Source organism: Amycolatopsis sp., assembly GCF_036008905.1.
GTDB lineage: Bacteria > Actinomycetota > Actinomycetes > Mycobacteriales > Pseudonocardiaceae > Amycolatopsis.
The window spans coordinates 1-16,679 of record NZ_DASYMU010000184.1 but is presented as its reverse complement, the minus strand read 5'-3'; the positions used below and the strand labels follow the sequence as shown (position 1 = coordinate 16,679).

General features: G+C 66.2%; 14 protein-coding genes and 1 tRNA gene. 10 read left to right on the top strand and 5 right to left on the bottom strand.

Annotated features, from left to right (window positions below; all coding sequences use genetic code 11):
* Positions 1-3: 3 nt before the first annotated feature.
* The 3 genes from VGP60_RS30610 to VGP60_RS30600 form a co-directional block, all read right to left on the bottom strand.
* Positions 4-687: a hypothetical protein gene (locus tag VGP60_RS30610; protein WP_327551613.1), complete on the bottom strand. Its 684-nt coding sequence runs from the start codon at positions 685-687 to the stop codon at positions 4-6.
* Positions 688-1,011: 324 nt separating this feature from the next.
* Positions 1,012-2,070: a trans-sulfuration enzyme family protein gene (locus tag VGP60_RS30605; RefSeq protein WP_327551612.1), complete on the bottom strand. Its 1,059-nt coding sequence runs from the start codon at positions 2,068-2,070 to the stop codon at positions 1,012-1,014.
* A gap of 199 nt (positions 2,071-2,269) precedes the next feature.
* Positions 2,270-5,521: a penicillin acylase family protein gene (locus tag VGP60_RS30600; protein WP_414640429.1), complete on the bottom strand. Its 3,252-nt coding sequence runs from the start codon at positions 5,519-5,521 to the stop codon at positions 2,270-2,272.
* A gap of 152 nt (positions 5,522-5,673) precedes the next feature.
* Between VGP60_RS30600 and VGP60_RS30595 the strand changes: the two genes are divergently transcribed.
* Positions 5,674-6,048, top strand: a complete 375-nt coding sequence (locus VGP60_RS30595; RefSeq protein ID WP_327551611.1) for an FKBP-type peptidyl-prolyl cis-trans isomerase — start codon at positions 5,674-5,676, stop codon at positions 6,046-6,048.
* A 54-nt stretch (positions 6,049-6,102) separates the two neighbouring features.
* Here the strand turns inward: VGP60_RS30595 and VGP60_RS30590 are convergent, their stop codons facing one another.
* The gene (locus tag VGP60_RS30590; protein ID WP_327551610.1) at positions 6,103-6,417 is read right to left on the bottom strand and encodes a hypothetical protein; all 315 of its coding nucleotides are present in this window, start codon (positions 6,415-6,417) and stop codon (positions 6,103-6,105) included.
* A 352-nt stretch (positions 6,418-6,769) separates the two neighbouring features.
* Between VGP60_RS30590 and VGP60_RS30585 the strand changes: the two genes are divergently transcribed.
* Together VGP60_RS30585 and VGP60_RS30580 are read left to right on the top strand one after the other, a co-directional pair.
* The gene (locus VGP60_RS30585; RefSeq protein WP_327551609.1) at positions 6,770-7,810 is read left to right on the top strand and encodes a helix-turn-helix transcriptional regulator; all 1,041 of its coding nucleotides are present in this window, start codon (positions 6,770-6,772) and stop codon (positions 7,808-7,810) included.
* A 109-nt stretch (positions 7,811-7,919) separates the two neighbouring features.
* Positions 7,920-8,552: a DapH/DapD/GlmU-related protein gene (locus VGP60_RS30580; protein ID WP_327551608.1), complete on the top strand. Its 633-nt coding sequence runs from the start codon at positions 7,920-7,922 to the stop codon at positions 8,550-8,552.
* A 147-nt stretch (positions 8,553-8,699) separates the two neighbouring features.
* Here VGP60_RS30580 and VGP60_RS30575 read toward each other — a convergent pair.
* Positions 8,700-8,782, bottom strand: a tRNA-Leu gene (locus VGP60_RS30575).
* 134 nt (positions 8,783-8,916) lie between these two features.
* Here VGP60_RS30575 and VGP60_RS30570 point away from each other — a divergent pair.
* The 7 genes from VGP60_RS30570 to VGP60_RS30540 all read left to right on the top strand — a co-directional run.
* Positions 8,917-10,191 (top strand): FhaA domain-containing protein, encoded by a 1,275-nt coding sequence (locus tag VGP60_RS30570; RefSeq protein ID WP_327551607.1) that lies wholly within the window; start codon positions 8,917-8,919, stop codon positions 10,189-10,191.
* Positions 10,192-10,293: 102 nt separating this feature from the next.
* Positions 10,294-10,758, top strand: coding sequence for an FHA domain-containing protein FhaB/FipA (locus VGP60_RS30565; protein ID WP_327551606.1), 465 nt, complete (start codon positions 10,294-10,296; stop codon positions 10,756-10,758).
* Positions 10,755-12,134, top strand: a complete 1,380-nt coding sequence (locus tag VGP60_RS30560; protein ID WP_327551605.1) for a PP2C family serine/threonine-protein phosphatase — start codon at positions 10,755-10,757, stop codon at positions 12,132-12,134. Before VGP60_RS30565 ends, VGP60_RS30560 begins: the two co-directional genes overlap by 4 nt.
* Entirely contained in the window at positions 12,134-13,591 is a 1,458-nt protein-coding gene (locus VGP60_RS30555) for an FtsW/RodA/SpoVE family cell cycle protein (RefSeq protein WP_327551604.1), read from the top strand. The genes VGP60_RS30560 and VGP60_RS30555 overlap by 1 nt, the downstream gene beginning before the upstream one ends.
* Complete coding sequence (locus tag VGP60_RS30550; protein ID WP_327551603.1) at positions 13,588-15,054, top strand: penicillin-binding protein 2; 1,467 nt, start codon at positions 13,588-13,590, stop codon at positions 15,052-15,054. The genes VGP60_RS30555 and VGP60_RS30550 overlap by 4 nt, the downstream gene beginning before the upstream one ends.
* A 3-nt stretch (positions 15,055-15,057) precedes the next feature.
* Positions 15,058-16,320, top strand: coding sequence for a protein kinase domain-containing protein (locus VGP60_RS30545; RefSeq protein WP_327551602.1), 1,263 nt, complete (start codon positions 15,058-15,060; stop codon positions 16,318-16,320).
* Positions 16,317-16,679 (top strand): protein kinase domain-containing protein (locus VGP60_RS30540; RefSeq protein ID WP_327551601.1); only part of this gene is annotated, 363 nt, incomplete at its 3' end. The genes VGP60_RS30545 and VGP60_RS30540, both read left to right, overlap by 4 nt.

Genomic DNA, 16,679 nt, shown 5'->3' with positions numbered 1-16,679 from the left:
TGATCAGCCCGCGAGGTAGCCGAAGCCGGTCTCGACGCCACCGGTGGGGGCGAACGGAACCTGGACCGGCGCGGTGACCGGAGTGGCGCCACCGGCCGGGGCCGGGGCCGGAGCCGGACGCACGGGGCAGTCGACGACGTCGCCGCCGCCGGGCGCGGTGGTGGTCGAGGTGACCGGAACCTCGGTGCTGGTCGGCGTCTTCGTCGGCTCCGGGGTCTTGGTGGGCTCAGGAGTCTTGGTCGGCTCAGGAGTCTTGGTCGGCTCCGAGGTCTTCGTCGGCTCACTGCTCGACGTCGTCGGCTTGCTCGAGGACGTCTTCGGCGGGTTGTGACCCTTGCCCGGGCAGTGCCAGGACGCCTTGACGTCACCCTTCTTGAACGAGTGACCGTCCTTCAGCTTGACCTTGACGTCCCAGTAGCGGCCGTCTTCCTCAGCCTGGAAGGCCTTCTCGACCACGTCGAAGTGGGCGGACTTGATCTGCGACGGCAGGCCCGTGACGGAGGCGATCCGAAGGATGCCGAAGCCGTTGGGGAGGTCGATGCCGGTCGCGGCGTTGTCCTTGAAGGACTTGACGGCCGACGAAGTCGCCAGCGCGGGGGCCGAAGCCAGCGCGACGGGGGCAACGGCGAGGGGGATGGCGATGCTGGCGAGGACGGCGATGGCCAGGCGACCCAGAGGTTTTCTCAAGACGAACTCCAAGATTCATCGAGACACACGGTGATCAACAGTTTTCAAAGGCTGTCTTCAATGGCTCTGCGCGATCAGCCCAAATGGGGGTCCCACTTGTGGGTGATGCGCGCAGATCATGCCGCACTCGCGTAGCGACCCGAAAAGCAGGGTCCCTTTTCGCTAATGGACTACAACCGATCCAAGGAAACTGTCCGAATTCACCGTATTGGAGAAAGGTTGCTCGCCGATACACTTCCGTTATCTGGGTGTGGGTAAAAATCACCGGGACCGTTCGAGCGGAAATAGCGGACTTTTCCCGGACGCGGGTGTCAACCCAGTACCTCAACCCAAGGCTTCGAGGAGATCCGTCCACAGATCTTCGGGATCTTCAAGGCCCACACTGAATCGAATCAACCCTGCGGGAACGTGCGCGTCGCCCGCCAGCCAAGCACGGCGCTCCACAAGGCTTTCCACCCCGCCGAGACTCGTCGCGCTCCTGATCAGCGTAAGCGCCGCGCACACCCGATCCGCCTGCTCGGCGTCGGGCAGCTCGAACGCGATCATGACGCCCTCGCCCGGATAACGGACCTTGACGACCGAATGATGTTCGGCTAGGCGTGACGCCAGCAGAGCCGCGGAGCGCGACTGTTCGGCCAGCCGCACGTGCAGCGTCCGAAGTCCACGCAACCCCAGCCATGCCTCCAGCGCGCCGGGGGTCGCACCGCCGCGAGTCCGCGCGTCACGCAACGCCTTGGCCAATCCTTCGTCGGCCGTCACGGTCAATCCGAGCAACAGATCGCTGTGCCCGCCGATCAGTTTTGTCGCGCTGTGGACAACTATGGCCGCACCCATTGACAACGGCTGCTGACCCAGTGGCGTCGCGAAAGTGTTGTCCACGACAACTTTGGGCGCGTGCGGTTGTGTGCTCGCGGCGGCCGCGATCGCCTTGATGTCGATGATGTCGAGCGTCGGGTTCGTCGGCGATTCCAGCCACAAAAGGTCCACTGTGGCCGCCGCGTCGATCCACGCGTCGGTGTCGCCCGGGTCGAGTTCGGACACGATCAGCCGCCCGCTGCGGTGGGCATGCGCGAGCACGCCACGGCTACCGGCGTAACTGAACGTCGGCACCGCGACTTTCGCGCCCACCGGCAGGATGTCGACGACAGCGGCGAGCGTCGCGATCCCCGAAGCGAACGCCGTCGCGTAGCCGCCTTCGAGCGACCCGACGGCTTCCTCCAACGCCTCCCAGGTCGGCGTCCCGTCCTCACGGGAGTACGCGCGATCGCCGCCCGCGCCGAACGTGCTCGCGGGCACGATCGGCACGTTCAGCGGTTCTCCAGGCCCTTGCGGGCGTCCTGCCGCGACAGCCCGCGTACGCGGTGACCACTTGTTCTCGTCCACCGCGTCACGGTAACGCCCATCAGCGCCCCGGCAACCCGGCTGTGGCCAGTAGCTCACCAACCCGGTCCGGATCGGCCACCCACGCCGCGTAATTGTTGGTCGAGCGAAAACAGGTCAGCGGGTCGAGTCACCGAAAGGGAATCACCGGAACGGGGTCTGCCACCAGCGACGATTTCTTTCAGGAGAACAACCTGTCTCCTCAGTTCGAGTAGACCTGGAACTCATACAGCGAGTAACCGTGGTTAGTGCCGCGCTGGACGCCCGCCATCCGCACGAAGCGGGCGTTCGCCGCGGCGAACGGGACATTGTCCAGACCACCGTCACCGTCCGTTATGGACACAGCGTTGGTCCAGGTGACGCCGTCGGTGGAAACCTGGACCTGGTACGCCTTGCCGTAGGCCGCTTCCCAGGTCAAGATCACCCGCGAGACGCGCTGGACCGTGCCGAGATCCACGGTGATCGACTGGTTGTCGTTCCAGTCGCTCGCCCAGCGCGTCGACGGGTTGCCGTCCACCGCGTTGGCGGGCGGCGAGTTGTAGATCCCGCGCTCGTAACTGGTCGCCGCCACGGACTTGACAGCGGCGAGATTGGCGATGTTGTCACCACGCTTGGCCGGGAACTCGACGACCTGCTGGAACGTCGGGCGGTTCTGTGTGCTGATCTTGTCGTGGGTGATCCCGCCCAGCGGACGCTGGATGATGCTGTCGGCGCACCACTGGTCACCCGCGGAGCAATCGGCGTCACCGGGGTAGATCGCCGTCGCTGGCTGCGCGGCGGCCGCGGTCAGCGAGTCGAGCAACACCTGGCGGCACTGCGTGAGAACGCCGCCGCCACAGAACTTCGCGCCGAGCGGCCCGGCGACCGGGTCTCCGAGGATCGCGCGCACGTCCTTGTGCACGAAACCCCACCAGCCGTGCTGGTACGACGAACCCGAATGCGGCTGGCCGACGTGCTTGCCCGGCACCTCCTGCTGCCAGCCCGACGGCGTCTCGTTGATCTGCAGGACCCCGGTCATCGCGGTGAACGCCGCGTCGCCCATGCCCGGCTTGAACTCCGCGTTGATCAGCTGCGGCCACCAGGCGTCCATGATCCGGATCGCGTCGGCGTAGGAGTACGCCTTGCTGCCCGGAGTCGTCTCCGCGCGCTGCCCGCCGTGAGTGAGCCAGTCGCGCAGCTTCGCGACGGCGCTGATGGTATCGCCACCGGTGACCGGCGCCTTGTCGATCACGCGCAGCAACTCGGGCAGGACCTTCTCGGTGCGCAGGTCGGCCAGCGCCGCGTCCGCCATCGCCTGGCTCAGGTTCGTCCGGGTCACCTTGGTGCCGCTGGAGATCAACTGCTTGACCCGGCTGTCGAGCAGGTCACCGCGGTGCACGGACGACTTGTCGGCGCCGCCGGAGGCGTAACCCTTGGCCTGGGCGTTGTTCCAGCTGATGTAGTAGTCCTGGTTGACCGACTGCGGGTGCTGCGCCGGCGGCGTGTAGTTCGCGACGTTGCCGGTGGGGTTCCAGCCCTGCCAGTCGAGACCCGCGTCGGCCTTGAGCGGCATGGCCGGGTCCACAGTGGACGGACGAGCCGGGTTGGCGCCGGAGTTGTAGTAGGCGATGTCCTTCGAGTCGGCGTAGAACCAGTTGAAGGCGAAGTTGACGTCCTGCGCCGCGCGCTGGAAGTCCTGCGCCGAATGGATGAACGTCGGGTCGTTGAACTCTTGGAAGCCCAGCAGCGAGTCGATCTCGTGCTGGTAGGTCGACCGCAGTGCCGCATACGCGACCGGCTTCCCGGCGACCGTGGCACGGTTCGTCACCGGGCCGTATTTGGTGCGATAACTGCGCAACGTGTACGAACCCGCGGGCGTCGAGTCGGCGACGGACGGCGTCCACGCGTTCTTGCGCTCGACGGTTTCCATCGGCAGGCACTGGCCGCGGAAGCGGTAGTAGTTGGAATCCTTCGTCGCCGGGGCGCCGCTCGGGTCGCAGAGCTCGAGCGCGTAGGTGTCGATGATGTCCTGCGCGGAGGAAGTCGCGCTCCAGGCGTAATCCTGGCCGCGGCCGAGCAGGACGTAGAAGCTGATGCCCGCGAAGGACGCGCCGCGCGCGCTGATGCCGGGGCCCTGGAGTTCCTGGAGCATCAGCAACTGAGGGGCGAAGTAACCCGTCTGCGGGCCGAAGACCGACACCGGATGTCCGCTCGCCGTCTTGGCGCCGGACACGACGAGTGCGTTGGACATGCCGTGCTTTTCGCTGAGCAGGTTGTCCGGGAGCACGCCCTCGTTGAACATTCCGCGCGCGGCTTCGAGGTTCGGCGTGCCGTCGGCGTTGGTCGGCGAGGTCTCCGTCGTCGTGGGCTGCGCGGCGACCTGAGCCGAGGCGCCGGAACCGGTCGGGTCGAACACGAGCTGCTGGTTGGTGACCGAGCCCTTGTCCGGCATCGCGAGGCCCTGCGGGTTCGCGGGAGTCTTGCCGTAGTCGAAGGTCTGACCGTCGTGCAGCGTCTTGACGGCCTCGGGGTCGTCCTCCGAACGCAGGCTCTGCCACACCTTTTCGCCCTGCTCGACGCCGTAGCGCTCCTGCATGGCGAGCTTCGCGACGGCGTTCTGCACCTCGCCCCCGCCCCCGGCGCCGAACTGCGCGCCGACCACGGACGCGAGCACGACGAGGTCGGTGAGCTTGAACGGCTCGATGGTGCCGGCGTTGGTGATCGCGTCGACATGCCCGGTCAAGACGTACTCGCCAGGGAAGTAGCGGCCGTTCTTCGACTCGATGATGTACTTGTTGATGCCCTCGACGTACGCCTGCGCGTCGGCGAATCCCTGCTGCCCGCGCGGCCCGGAAGCGGCCATCTTGTCGACCTGCGCCTGCAGTTCCTGCTCGGTATAAGGAGCCGCGGCGAAGAACTGCTGCTCGAGCTCACGGTTACCGGGCGCGCCACCGGCGAACGGCGACAGCTGCCCGCGGCCGACGTGGCGCATGACGTCCATCAGCCACAGCCGATCCTGCGCCGCGGCATAACCGGCGCCGAATTCGGTCCCCGATCGAGTGGTGCCCTGGATATGCGGCACCCCGGTCGCCTTGTCGCGCGTGATCGTCACGTCCGCACGCGGCGTGATCACACTTTCGACCTGGCCGGCAGGCACGCCGAACGACGAGTCGTTGAAGAACTGGCCGATCTTGTCGGTGGTCAACCCGCGGTAGCCCGACGGAAGGGCCGCGTACTTGCCGAGCTGATCGGCCGCGTGCGCCGGACGGAGACCGAGCACCTTGTTGGCCAGGATCTCGGCGACCGTCGCGTTGCCGTTCTCCCCCGGCGGCAAAATGTCGTTGCACTGCCCCACGCAGTAGTCGTCGGCCGCCGCGGCCGCTTCCTGGACAGCAGTGGCCGCCGGAACCTGAAGGACAGCGACCCCCAAGCCCAGTGCCGCCATCGTCGTCAAAGCGCGAATGCGTCGTTGCATGCCCAAGACTCCCGTCGAAGTGGAGTGACGTAGCGCACGCTACCGACGAGTACGTCAATTGTGAAGAGTATTCGCGTTTGTACCGCCTCGATGGAGTAATACCGGTGGTGCTCACCCTGCGGAGAGTGAGCACCTGTAGGTACCGTGTCGACATGACCTTGGAAAAGCCTGAAGTCGACCGCCCCGAAGGCGCACCGCCCGCAGACCTCGAGATCACCGATCTCAGCGTGGGCGACGGCGCCGAGGCACAGGCCGGCAACCCCGTATCCGTGCACTACGTCGGCGTGTCCTTCTCCACCGGCGCCGAATTCGACTCCTCCTGGAACCGCGGCGAACCGCTGCAGTTCGGCCTCGGCCGCGGCCAGGTCATCCCCGGCTGGGACCAGGGCGTCGCCGGCATGAAGGTCGGCGGCCGCCGCAAGCTCGTCATCCCGCCGCACCTCGCCTACGGCGACCGCGGCGCCGGCGGCGTCATCAAGCCGGGCGAAACCCTCGTCTTCGTCGTCGACCTCGTCGGCGTCAGCTAAAACACATCTCCACCGAGCCCGGTGGGCAGTCGCTCCGGCGACCGCCCACCGGGCTCACTCGTCCGCGAAGACAATCGGATCAGAAGTGAGACTTTGCGTCGGCGGCGCGAGCTCACTGCCCGCGCCGACGAACGTCACCGTCATCAACAAGACGATGATCATCACCAGGACACCCAAGGCCTTGAAGAGCGGGCCCATCATCGACGACATGGTGTCGACCAGGCCTTTGACCATGCGGGTAAGGACCGCGACCACTGCGAGCAGGGCGACGGCGACACCGATGAGCAGGCTCGGTGCCACCATGGAAACGGGTGAGGGCGCGGCCGAAAGATCGTTGAAGACCGCTGCCGCCGGGGCTATCGTGAACATGGCGAGCTCCTTAGAAGAGGGCACTGCAATGCCCGTGATGCGGAGTTCGTGACGGAGTTCATCACCGAGTGCAGTCGCCCCCGGCTCGCGGCTAAACGATGTCCGGGGGTGTCTGCCTTCCCGAAACCAAAATCGTCAGCGAGGTCAATCCTTGGAGTTGAACTTCACCGCTTTAGTGAAGTTTCTCTTTTCTGGTGAACCTCACCTTCAGGTTAAGTCCGGAACGGTACGCTGGTCAACGGTCATTTTTGGGCCAGATCTTGCATCTGGTCACGATTGATGCTTGGATGCGCTGATCTTCACCAATTTGGTGAAGTTCGGTGAATTTCACTGAACCTCGCAGGAGTTGAACATGGTTCAGGCGTTGAGTTTCACGAACGCGTCAACTGAGCTCTCGCGACGGCTTCGCCAACTGCGCGCGGACCACTGGCCCCACGAGACGATTACGCAAAAGACGCTGGCCAACGCCTTGGGCGTCGGCGTACCCAGCATCTCGATGTGGGAAAGCCACACCGCGCCCAAGATCCCGACACTGACGCGACTCGACGACTACGCGACCTTCTTCGCCACCAAACGTTCCCTCACCGCAGGACTGCTCGACCTCGACGAGTTGACCGAGAACGAACGCACCAAGCGCGACAAACTGGCCCGGGAGCTTTACCGCCTGCACGAGGCCGCGACCGGCGTCAGTGCGCCGAGCGAGAACCCGGTACTCCCGTCCTTCTGGCAATTCCCCGACGGCGCTCCGATCCTGATCGTCTGCGGCGAACTCCTACCGGAGGACAGGACAAGGTTCGCGTCGGCGGCCGACTACAACTACATGCAGCTTTCGGCCTACGCCGACATCGACTCGATGGTCGAACTCTTCGGCCACATCCGCACCCTGAACCCAACCTCGGACGTCCGCTTCGAGTTGGCTCCACGACTGACCTCGGACGACCTGCAAAGTCATCTGGTCGTGCTCGGCGGAGTCGGCCTGAACACCGCCAGCCGCTTCCTCCCCAAGCAAGCACATTTCCCAGTGCGCCAATCGGACGACGCCGACGGCGGCAGGTTCGAGCTCACCGAAGATCCTGAACGCCGGTTCTACGCGACCTTCGACAACGATGTGCTCGTCGAGGACGTGGGCCTTTTCGCCCGCACTCCGAATCCGGCGAACGTCTCACGGACCCTGACCATGTGCAACGGCATCTTCACCCGAGGCGTTTACGGCGCAGTTCGCTGCCTTACCGATGCAGTTGTCGGCTTCAAAAACTACGAACACCTCGCCTCACGCTTCGGCAACGCCAAAAACTTCGGCCTACTCATGCGGGTCCAGGTCTTCGACCACGCGACCCCGTCCCCAGACCTCACCAACCCAGCCACCGTCCTCTACGAATGGCCACCCCACTGACTGTCCTAGGCCCCGGTGTGATGACCGTCTCATCTGATCCCTAGGATCGCGAATCTCGCCACTGTCGCAAGTTCCAATCCCGGCGTGCCGCTTCCAAAGGACCACCATCTTGAGCTCCGTTGCGCCCCTGGTCTCACCCACCGCGCAGATCGCCTCGACCACGCAAATCGGTGTCTCATACCGCGCTCTCCAGGAAGGTGAGTGGACGCGACTGAATCGACCAACCTTCGTCGGCGAGCGCTGTGACATAGGCCATTTCTGCGTCATCGGCGAAGAATCCCACATCGGCGAAGGCTCGATCATTGACGCGTATTGCATGGTCGAAGGCGGTGTCACCCTGGGCAAGAACGTGCTGCTCACCCATCGCGCCTCAGTGGGCGCCAAAGTCACCATCGGCGACAACTGCATCATCGGCGGCACCCTGATCTGCGAAAAAAGCCAAATGGGTAACAACTGCCGAGTCTTCGGCAGTCTGACCCACCGCCAACTGAACCCGACGCTGAACTGGGACGCAGAAGAGGCTGAAGAGCCTGCCCCGATTCTGGCTGACAACGTCTTCGTCGGCTGGGGAGCCACCATCATCGGCGGCGTCAACATCGGCGAGGGCTCCTACATCTGCGCCGGTGCCACCGTCACCAAAGATGTCCCCGCCCACCACATCGTCACCGGCACCAACCAGATCCAGGCGCCCGCGGACTGGAACGGCGCCCTAGGCAAATCGCCCTTCTTCGCTGAAAGCTGAAGATGATCAAACCCCCAGCTCACCACGCTCGCCAGCAGTGACATGACGCACCGTGGGGGTTTGGGGTCTCGGCCCCCAAGACAAAGGACGACCTTCCCAACGGGAGAAGCCCCCCATCGCGCCAGCGGTGAGGGGCTTCGAACACTGTGGGCGAGAAGGGAGTTGAACCCTCACGTCCTTTCGGACACACGGACCTGAACCGTGCGCGTCTGCCATTCCGCCACTCGCCCGAGTAACTTAGTAACTTCGACAGCTAGAGGAGCGTAGCAGGCCAACCGAACGGGTTTCGCCGGGGGCAGTGTCCAGATGTCCGGACCCGGATAGGATCCAAGAGGAACGACACACTGTGAGGAGGCTTGTCCAGGTGGGCCGCGTTGAGCGTTTCGATCGGCGCCTTGAAGGTCTCGTGGGCAATACCTTCGCGCGGATGTTCGGTGGCAACGTCGTCACGCAAGAAGTTGCGCTGGCGCTTGAGCGGGAAAGTGAGGACAACGTTCGTGAGCTGGCTGGTGGTCGGCAGCTTGCCCCTAACCACTACATCGTGTCGTTGGGGGAGGCTGATCATGACCGCATGGCCGGTGGCGAGCAGCGCATCACCGGAGTGCTCGCAGAAGCGGTTGCGGAACATCTCGCCGAGCACGGCTGGGACACCTATGGTGACGTCGTAGTCTCGCTCGAGCGCAACGAGGCGCTGCATACTGGACAGTTCAAGACCCGCTCATCCGTCGATCCCGACGTCAAACCGCACGACGCCGGCAGCTCTGGACGGTCAGCACGACCCAGCAACGCAGGAGACCCAGCAATGAGCCAGCCCCCCGGCTACGGCCAATACGACCAGGGAGACCCGTACGGCCAGCAAGGTCAGTACGGCTACGGCCAGCAGCAGCCCGCGCAACCTGGCTATGACCAGGGCTATGGCCAGCAGCAGCAGGGCGGCCAGCCGGGTTACGACCAGTACGGCGGCCAGCAGCCGGCGCAGCCCGGTTACGACCAGTACGGGCAACCGGCCGCGCAGCCGGGCTATGACCAGAGCTATGGCCAGCCACCGGCGCAGCCGGGGTACGACCAGTACGGCCAGCAGCCCGCTCAGCCGGGCTATGACCAGTACGGCGGCCAGCAGCAGCCTGGTTACGACCAGGGCTACCAGCAGCCTCCGGCCCAGCCTGGTTACGACCAGTACGGTCAGCCGCCCGCGCAGCCCGGTTACGACCAGTACGGTGGCCAGCCGGCCGCGCAGCCTGGTTACGACCAGTACGGCGGCCAGCCTGCTCAGCCCGGTTACGACCAGTACGGCCAGCCGGCCGCGCAGCAGAGCTACGCGCCTCCCGCCGCTCCTGGCGGGAATCGTCAGCTCGCGGCGAGTCTGCAGCTCGACGACGGCTCGAACCGGACCTACTCCCTCAAGCAGGGCAGTAACGTCGTCGGCCGTGGCCAGGACGCGGACTTCAGGCTTCCGGACACCGGCGTCTCTCGCCGGCACCTGGAGATCACCTGGGACGGCCAGAGTGCCACGCTGGCGGACATCGGTTCGACCAACGGGAGCACGGTCAACGGCACTCCGGTGCAGACCTGGCAGTTGGCGGACGGCGATGTCATCCGGGTTGGTCATTCGTCGTTGGTATTCCGGACGCAGGGCTGACTCGGAGGCGTTTGAGACTGTCCCGCAGAATTGGCGTGCGGGGGGACCTGCGACGAACCGGCGTCGCAGGTGTGCGGGAAGAGTCGGGAGCTGACACAACAAGTGCCAGAGCTGGTCGTTCAACTCACCAGAGCAGGGTTTCTCGTGCTGCTCTGGCTCTTCGTGTTCGCCGCCTTGCGTGTGGTGCGCTCGGATCTCTACGCCGCATCCGGTCTTCGCGTCGCGATCCCGGGCTTTCGCCGCAACAAGGAGAAGAAGCCGCGAGCCAGCGGTAAGTCCCCGCAGCAGCTCATCGTGACCCACGGGGCGCTGTCGGGGACGAGGATCGCGTTGGACGGCAGGCCGATCCTGATCGGCCGCGCCGACGACTCGACCCTGGTGCTTGACGACGACTACGCGTCGACCCGTCACGCCCGGATCGCCCTGCGCGGTGAGGACTGGTACGTCGAAGATCTGGGCTCGACGAACGGCACTTACCTCGACCGGGCTAAGGTCACTGCACCCCTCCGAGTACCGCTCGGGGTCCCCATCCGAATCGGCAAGACGGTGATCGAGCTTCGCCCATGACTCTCGTCCTCCGCTATGCGGCCCGAAGCGACCGTGGCCTGGTTCGTTCTAGCAACCAGGACTCCGTGTACGCGGGTCCCCGCCTGCTCGCGCTCGCCGATGGCATGGGTGGTCATGCCGCCGGTGAAGTCGCCAGCAAGGTGGTCATCGCTTCCCTTGCCCCCCTCGATGACGACGAGCCGGGTGACGACCTCCTCGCGCAACTGCGCGAAGCGGTCGGCAACGGTAACGGCGCTATCGCCGAACTGGTCTCACAGGACCCCGACCTGGACGGCATGGGCACCACCCTCACCGCCGTCCTGTTCTCGGGCTCACGCCTCGGACTCGTGCATGTGGGTGACTCCCGCGCGTATCTGTACCGCGGCGGGGTCTTCTCCCAGATCACCCGGGACGACAGCTTCGTCAACGAACTGCTCGAGCAGGGCCGCATCACGCCCGAGGAAGCCGCCGTTCACCCGCAGCGCTCGCTGCTGTTGAAGGCGCTGACCGGGCATGAGGTCGAGCCCACCCTGACCGTCCGCGAAGCTCGTGCGGGCGACAGGTACCTGATCTGCTCGGACGGCCTGTCCGGCATGGTCAGCGACGAGACGCTCGCCGACGCGATCCAGATCCGTGATCCGCAGGACTGCGCGGACAGGATGATCGAGCTGGCGCTCAAGGGCGGCGGCACGGACAACGTCACGGTGATCATCGCGGACGTGGTCGACGTCGATTTCGGCGACGACGCCCCGATCGTCGGCGGCGCCGCAGGTGACGGCTCGGACGAGCGGCATCAGGGCAACTCGCCCGCCGCCCGTGCCAGGGCGCTCACCGCGCCTCCGCCACAGCAGCATGTCGAGCAGGGTCCTCCGCCCGAGGACCCGAAGGCCCGGCGCCGCAAACGCTTCCGCTGGCTCGTCGGCGGGCTGGTGGTGCTGATCGTGCTGGCCGCGGCGGCGATCACGACCCGGTTCTTCGTACTGAGCCAGTACTACGTCGGTGAGGGCGCGAACCAGGAAGTGGTCATCTTCCGCGGCGTGCCCGGCAGCATCCTCGGCGTCGACTTACACAGACAAGAGCAGGGTTCGTGTATCCAAGACACGGTGTGCGACGTACTGCGTGTCCCCGAGTTGCAGGAAGCCGCCCGCGTGGCGGTGCGAGACGGCGTCAAGCTCAACAACCTTGACGAAGCCCGCAACTACATCGACGTGTTCCTCCGCGGCCACAAGCTGGTCGCGGAATGTCCTCCCGGGCAGCCGAGCGGTCCTCCGACCTCAGACAGCCCGTTGCCGCCTGCTTCGTCGGACACGGCCGTTCCGCCGACGTCGACCGACGTGGCTTCGGGCCAGCCATCGGGGAGGGACTGCTCGACACCCACGCAGGGGGGCGGCAACTAATGGCCCAGCCTGTCGCGGACGCGTCACCCAGCCAGCAGTACATCACCAATCCCCCGCGTGATCTCCCGACGCGGCGCAACACCGAGCTCCTGCTGCTCGGGATGGCGGCGTTCATCGTCACCGTCGCCTTCGTCCTGGTCGAGGCGAACCAGGATCACGCGCTCAGTGCCGCGATCATCTGGTACGGCCTGTCGTACCTGGCGGTTTTCGGCGTGGCCCACCTGGCCGTCCGCCGTTGGGCGCCCTACGCGGATCCGCTGATCCTGCCGTGTGTGGCGCTGCTCAACGGCATGGGCCTGGTGATGATCTACCGGATCGACCTGGCGCTTTCGGAACGGGCCACGCTCAACTCCGCGAACTTCTCGGCCGCCGCGCCGAAGCAGGTCCTGTGGACGGTGATCGCGCTGGGGTTGTTCCTCGCCGTGCTGATCCTGGTCAAGGACCACCGCACGCTGACGCGCTACGGCTACACCGCCGGGCTCGTCGGCATCGTCGCGCTCGCGCTCCCGGCCGTGCTGCCCAGCTCGTTGTCCGAGGTCAACGGCGCGAAGGTGTGGATCAAGCTCGGCGGGTTCTCGATCCAGCCCGGTGAGTTCGCGAAGATCCTGTTGATGATCTTCTTCGCCGCCTTCCTGGTGTCGAAACGCGACCTGTTCATGGTCGCCGGCAAGAAGGTCGTCGGGATCGAGCTGCCGCGGGCACGCGACCTCGGCCCGATCTTGATCGCCGCAGCCGGCTGCATCGGCGTCCTGGTCTTCGAAAAGGATCTCGGTACTTCGCTGCTGTTCTTCAGCGTCACGCTGGTGATGCTCTACGTCGCGACCGAGCGGATCATCTGGGTCGTCCTCGGGCTGAGCTTCTTCGCCGTGGGCGCGATCATCGCGTTCAAGCTGTTCACGCACGTACAGCAGCGCGTGGCGAACTGGCTGGACCCGATCGCCACCTATCACGACGCCGGCGGCGGCTACCAGCTCGCGCAGGGGCTGTTCGGCCTCGGCACGGGCGGTGTCGGCGGTACCGGGCTCGGCGCGGGCCGGCCGGAGATGGTGCCGGAGGCCAACACCGACTTCATCACGGCAGCGATCGGCGAAGAGCTCGGATTCATCGGGCTGGCCGCGATCTTGATGGTGTACCTGCTGCTGGCGATGCGCGGTATGCGTAGCGCGCTGGCCGTGCGGGACACCTTCGGCAAGCTGCTCGGCGGCGGGCTCGCGTTCACCGTCGTCATGCAGATCTTCGTCGTCGTCGGCGGCGTCACGAAGCTGATCCCCGAAACCGGCATCACCGCGCCGTTCCTGTCCAAGGGCGGTTCGTCACTGCTGGCCAACTACATCCTGGTGGCGCTGCTGCTGAGGATTTCCGATGCGGCCCGGCGTCCCGCCGCGCGGCCCAAGCCGCAACAGCCGCAGGCGCCGCTGGCCGAAGCGCATACGGTGCTGGTGGAGCGACCCAAGTGAACACACCCCTGCGCAAGGTCGGCGTCGCCATGCTCGTCATGGTCACCCTTCTGCTGGCCAACGCGACCTACATCCAGGTCGTCAAGGCCGACGCCTACCGCACCAACTCGCTCAACACCCGGGTGCTCTACGACGAGTACTCGCGGCAGCGCGGCCAGATCGTCGCCGCGGACGGCAAGGTACTGGCCGGTGTCTCGCCGTCGAACGACAAGTTCCGGTTCACCCGTACCTATTCGGACGGCCCGCTCTACGCGCCGGTCACCGGTTTCTACTCGGTGCGCTACGGCGCCGGCGGCATGGACCGGGCCGAGGACGAGATCCTCAACGGTTCCGACCCGCGGCTGTTCGTCCGGCGGCTCTCGGACATGATCACCGGCCGGGACCCGCGCGGCGGGAACGTCCAGCTGACCATCAACCCGGCCGTGCAGCAGGCGGCCTACAACCTGATGACGCAGCGCGGCTACACCGGTTCCGTCGTCGCGATGGACCCGAAGACGGGCCACATCCTCGCGATGGTGTCGACGCCGTCCTACGACCCGAACCAGCTCGCCGTGCACGACAGCAAAGAGCAGGAAACGGCGTGGACGGGGTTCGTCAACGACAAGAAGAACCCGATGCTGAACCGCGGGATCCAGGAGACCTACCCGCCCGGCTCGACGTTCAAGCTGGTCACGGCCGCCGCGGCGCTCGAGGACGGCAACGGCCCGGACACCCCGATCAACCCGGCGCCGAACGTCCAGCTGCCCGGCACCCAGACCTCGCTGGAGAACTACGGCGGCGCGCCGTGTGCGGGAAGCACGTTCAAGGACGCGCTGGCGCACTCGTGCAACGTCCCGTTCGCGGAATTCGCGGGCAAACTCGGCAAGGACAAGCTGAACGCGACCGCGCGGAACTTCGGTATCGGCGCGGACGACATCACCCTGCCGATGCGGGTCGCGTCGTCGAGCCTCGGCCCACTGGACTCACAGGGCGCGCTCTACCAGAGCGGTATCGGCCAGCGTGACGTCCGGCTGACCCCGCTCCAGGACTGCCTGCTCGCGGCGACCGTGGCCAACGGCGGCATGGCGATGCGGCCGCAGCTGGTCCAGGCGCTGCTCGCGCCGAACCTGTCGACCATCGAGAACTTCAAGTCCGAGGAACTGACCGGTGACGCCGCGCTGTCCTCGTCGAACGCCGCCATCCTGCGCGACATGATGATCGCGTCCGAGGGCTTCACGAAGGGCGCCGGCAAGAAGGCGAACGTCCAGATCGCCTCGAAGACGGGCACCGCCGAGCACGGCAGCGACCCGAAGAACACCGCGCCGCACGCCTGGTACACCGGGTTCGCCCCCGCGATGGACCCGAAGATCGCGGTCTCGGTCATCGTCGAGTCCGGTGGTAACCGCGGGCTCGAGGCCACCGGCGGCACGGTCGCCGCGGAAATCGGGCGCGCCGCGATCAATGCGCTGGTCGGGGGTGGATAGCGAATGCTGTCCTCCGGTCAGCTACTGGCCGAGCGCTACAAACTGACCAGCCGGATCGCCGTCGGAGGGATGGGCGAGGTCTGGCAGGCGAGCGATACCCGGCTCGACCGCACGGTCGCGGTGAAGGTGCTCAAGGCCGAGCTGTCCGATGATCCCGAGTTCCTGCACCGGTTTCGTACCGAAGCGCGGATGACGGCATCGCTGAACCATCCCGGTATCGCCGCGGTCCACGACTACGGCGAGACGGTCGCGGGAGAACACGCGATCGCGTTCCTGGTGATGGAACTGGTGGAGGGCGACCCGCTGGCCGGCATCCTCGCCCGCGAGGGCCGGATCTCCGCCGAACGCACGCTCGACATCCTGGAGCAGGCGGGTAACGGTCTCCAGGCCGCGCACGAACAAGGACTCGTGCATCGCGACGTGAAACCGGGCAACATCCTGGTGACCCCGACCGGCCAGGTGAAGATCACCGACTTCGGCATCGCGAAGGCCGCCGACGCCGCGCCGGTGACCCGCAACGGCATGGTGATGGGCACCGCGCACTACATCGCCCCCGAGCAGGCGCTCGGCAGTCCGGCCGAACCCGCGAGCGACGTCTACTCGCTCGCGGTGTGCGGTTACGAATGCCTCACCGGGCACCGGCCGTTCCTCTCGGAAAACGCGGTGACGGTGGCGATGATGCATATCCGGGACATGCCGCCGCCGCTGCCGCCGGATGTCCCGCCCGCGGCCCGCGCGGTGATCGAAGCGACCTTGATCAAGGATCCGCGGCAGCGCTACAACAGCGGTGGCGAGTTCGCCGCCGCTGTTGCCGCGGTCAGGGCCGGTCATCCGCTGCCGCTGCCGGTCGGCGTCGCGGCACGCGGTGGTTACACCACGATGCCCAACCCGATGGCCCCGGTCGGCCCGGTTTCGCACCCCGCGATGCACCCGGTCCTACCCAGCGGCGGGATAATGCCCATGCCCCCTCCGCAGCGCCGCAACCACACGGGTCTGTGGGTGCTGCTCGCGGTGATACTGGTCGCGTTGGTGGTGGGCGGAGCCCTGGTCATCGCGAAACTGGTGAGTACGGGCAACGAAGACCAGCCCAGCGAGCGTCAAACCACTACATCACCCACCGCAGGACCCCCTGGGCAGCAGTCCGCCCGGCCGGCCACGCCGAGCGGCGGGCCACCGGACCACACAACGCAGGGCCAACCAGAGAACTACGGCTCACAAGGCATGATGAACACACCTTGGACGGAATGGAACGGCACGCAGAGATGAGCACACCCCAACTGCTCTCCAACCGATACGAACTGGGCGACACGCTCGGCTACGGAGGCATGTCCGAGGTCCACCACGGCCACGATGTGCGCCTGGGCCGCGAGGTGGCCATCAAGATCCTGCGCGCGGACCTGGCGCGGGATCCACAGTTCCAAGAACGGTTCCGCCGCGAAGCACAGAACGCGGCCGCGCTGAACCACCCGGCGATCGTCGCGGTGTACGACACCGGTGAAGCGTCGACGGAACAGGGCGCGCTGCCGTACATCGTGATGGAGTTCGTCGAAGGCCGGACGCTGCGCGACATCGTCAAGACCGAAGGCCCGATGTCGCAGAAGCGCGCCATGGAGGTCATGGCGGAC

Bases quoted from the DNA above. Each gene is read 5' to 3' on its own strand.
- VGP60_RS30600 (WP_414640429.1), bottom strand. From the start codon at position 5,521: ATGCAACGACGCATTCGCGCTTTGACGACGATGGCGGCACTGGGCTTG.
- VGP60_RS30595 (WP_327551611.1), top strand. From the start codon at position 5,674: ATGACCTTGGAAAAGCCTGAAGTCGACCGCCCCGAAGGCGCACCGCCC.
- VGP60_RS30590 (WP_327551610.1), bottom strand. From the start codon at position 6,417: ATGTTCACGATAGCCCCGGCGGCAGCGGTCTTCAACGATCTTTCGGCC.
- VGP60_RS30585 (WP_327551609.1), top strand. From the start codon at position 6,770: ATGGTTCAGGCGTTGAGTTTCACGAACGCGTCAACTGAGCTCTCGCGA.
- VGP60_RS30560 (WP_327551605.1), top strand. From the start codon at position 10,755: ATGACTCTCGTCCTCCGCTATGCGGCCCGAAGCGACCGTGGCCTGGTT.
- VGP60_RS30555 (WP_327551604.1), top strand. From the start codon at position 12,134: ATGGCCCAGCCTGTCGCGGACGCGTCACCCAGCCAGCAGTACATCACC.
- VGP60_RS30545 (WP_327551602.1), top strand. From the start codon at position 15,058: ATGCTGTCCTCCGGTCAGCTACTGGCCGAGCGCTACAAACTGACCAGC.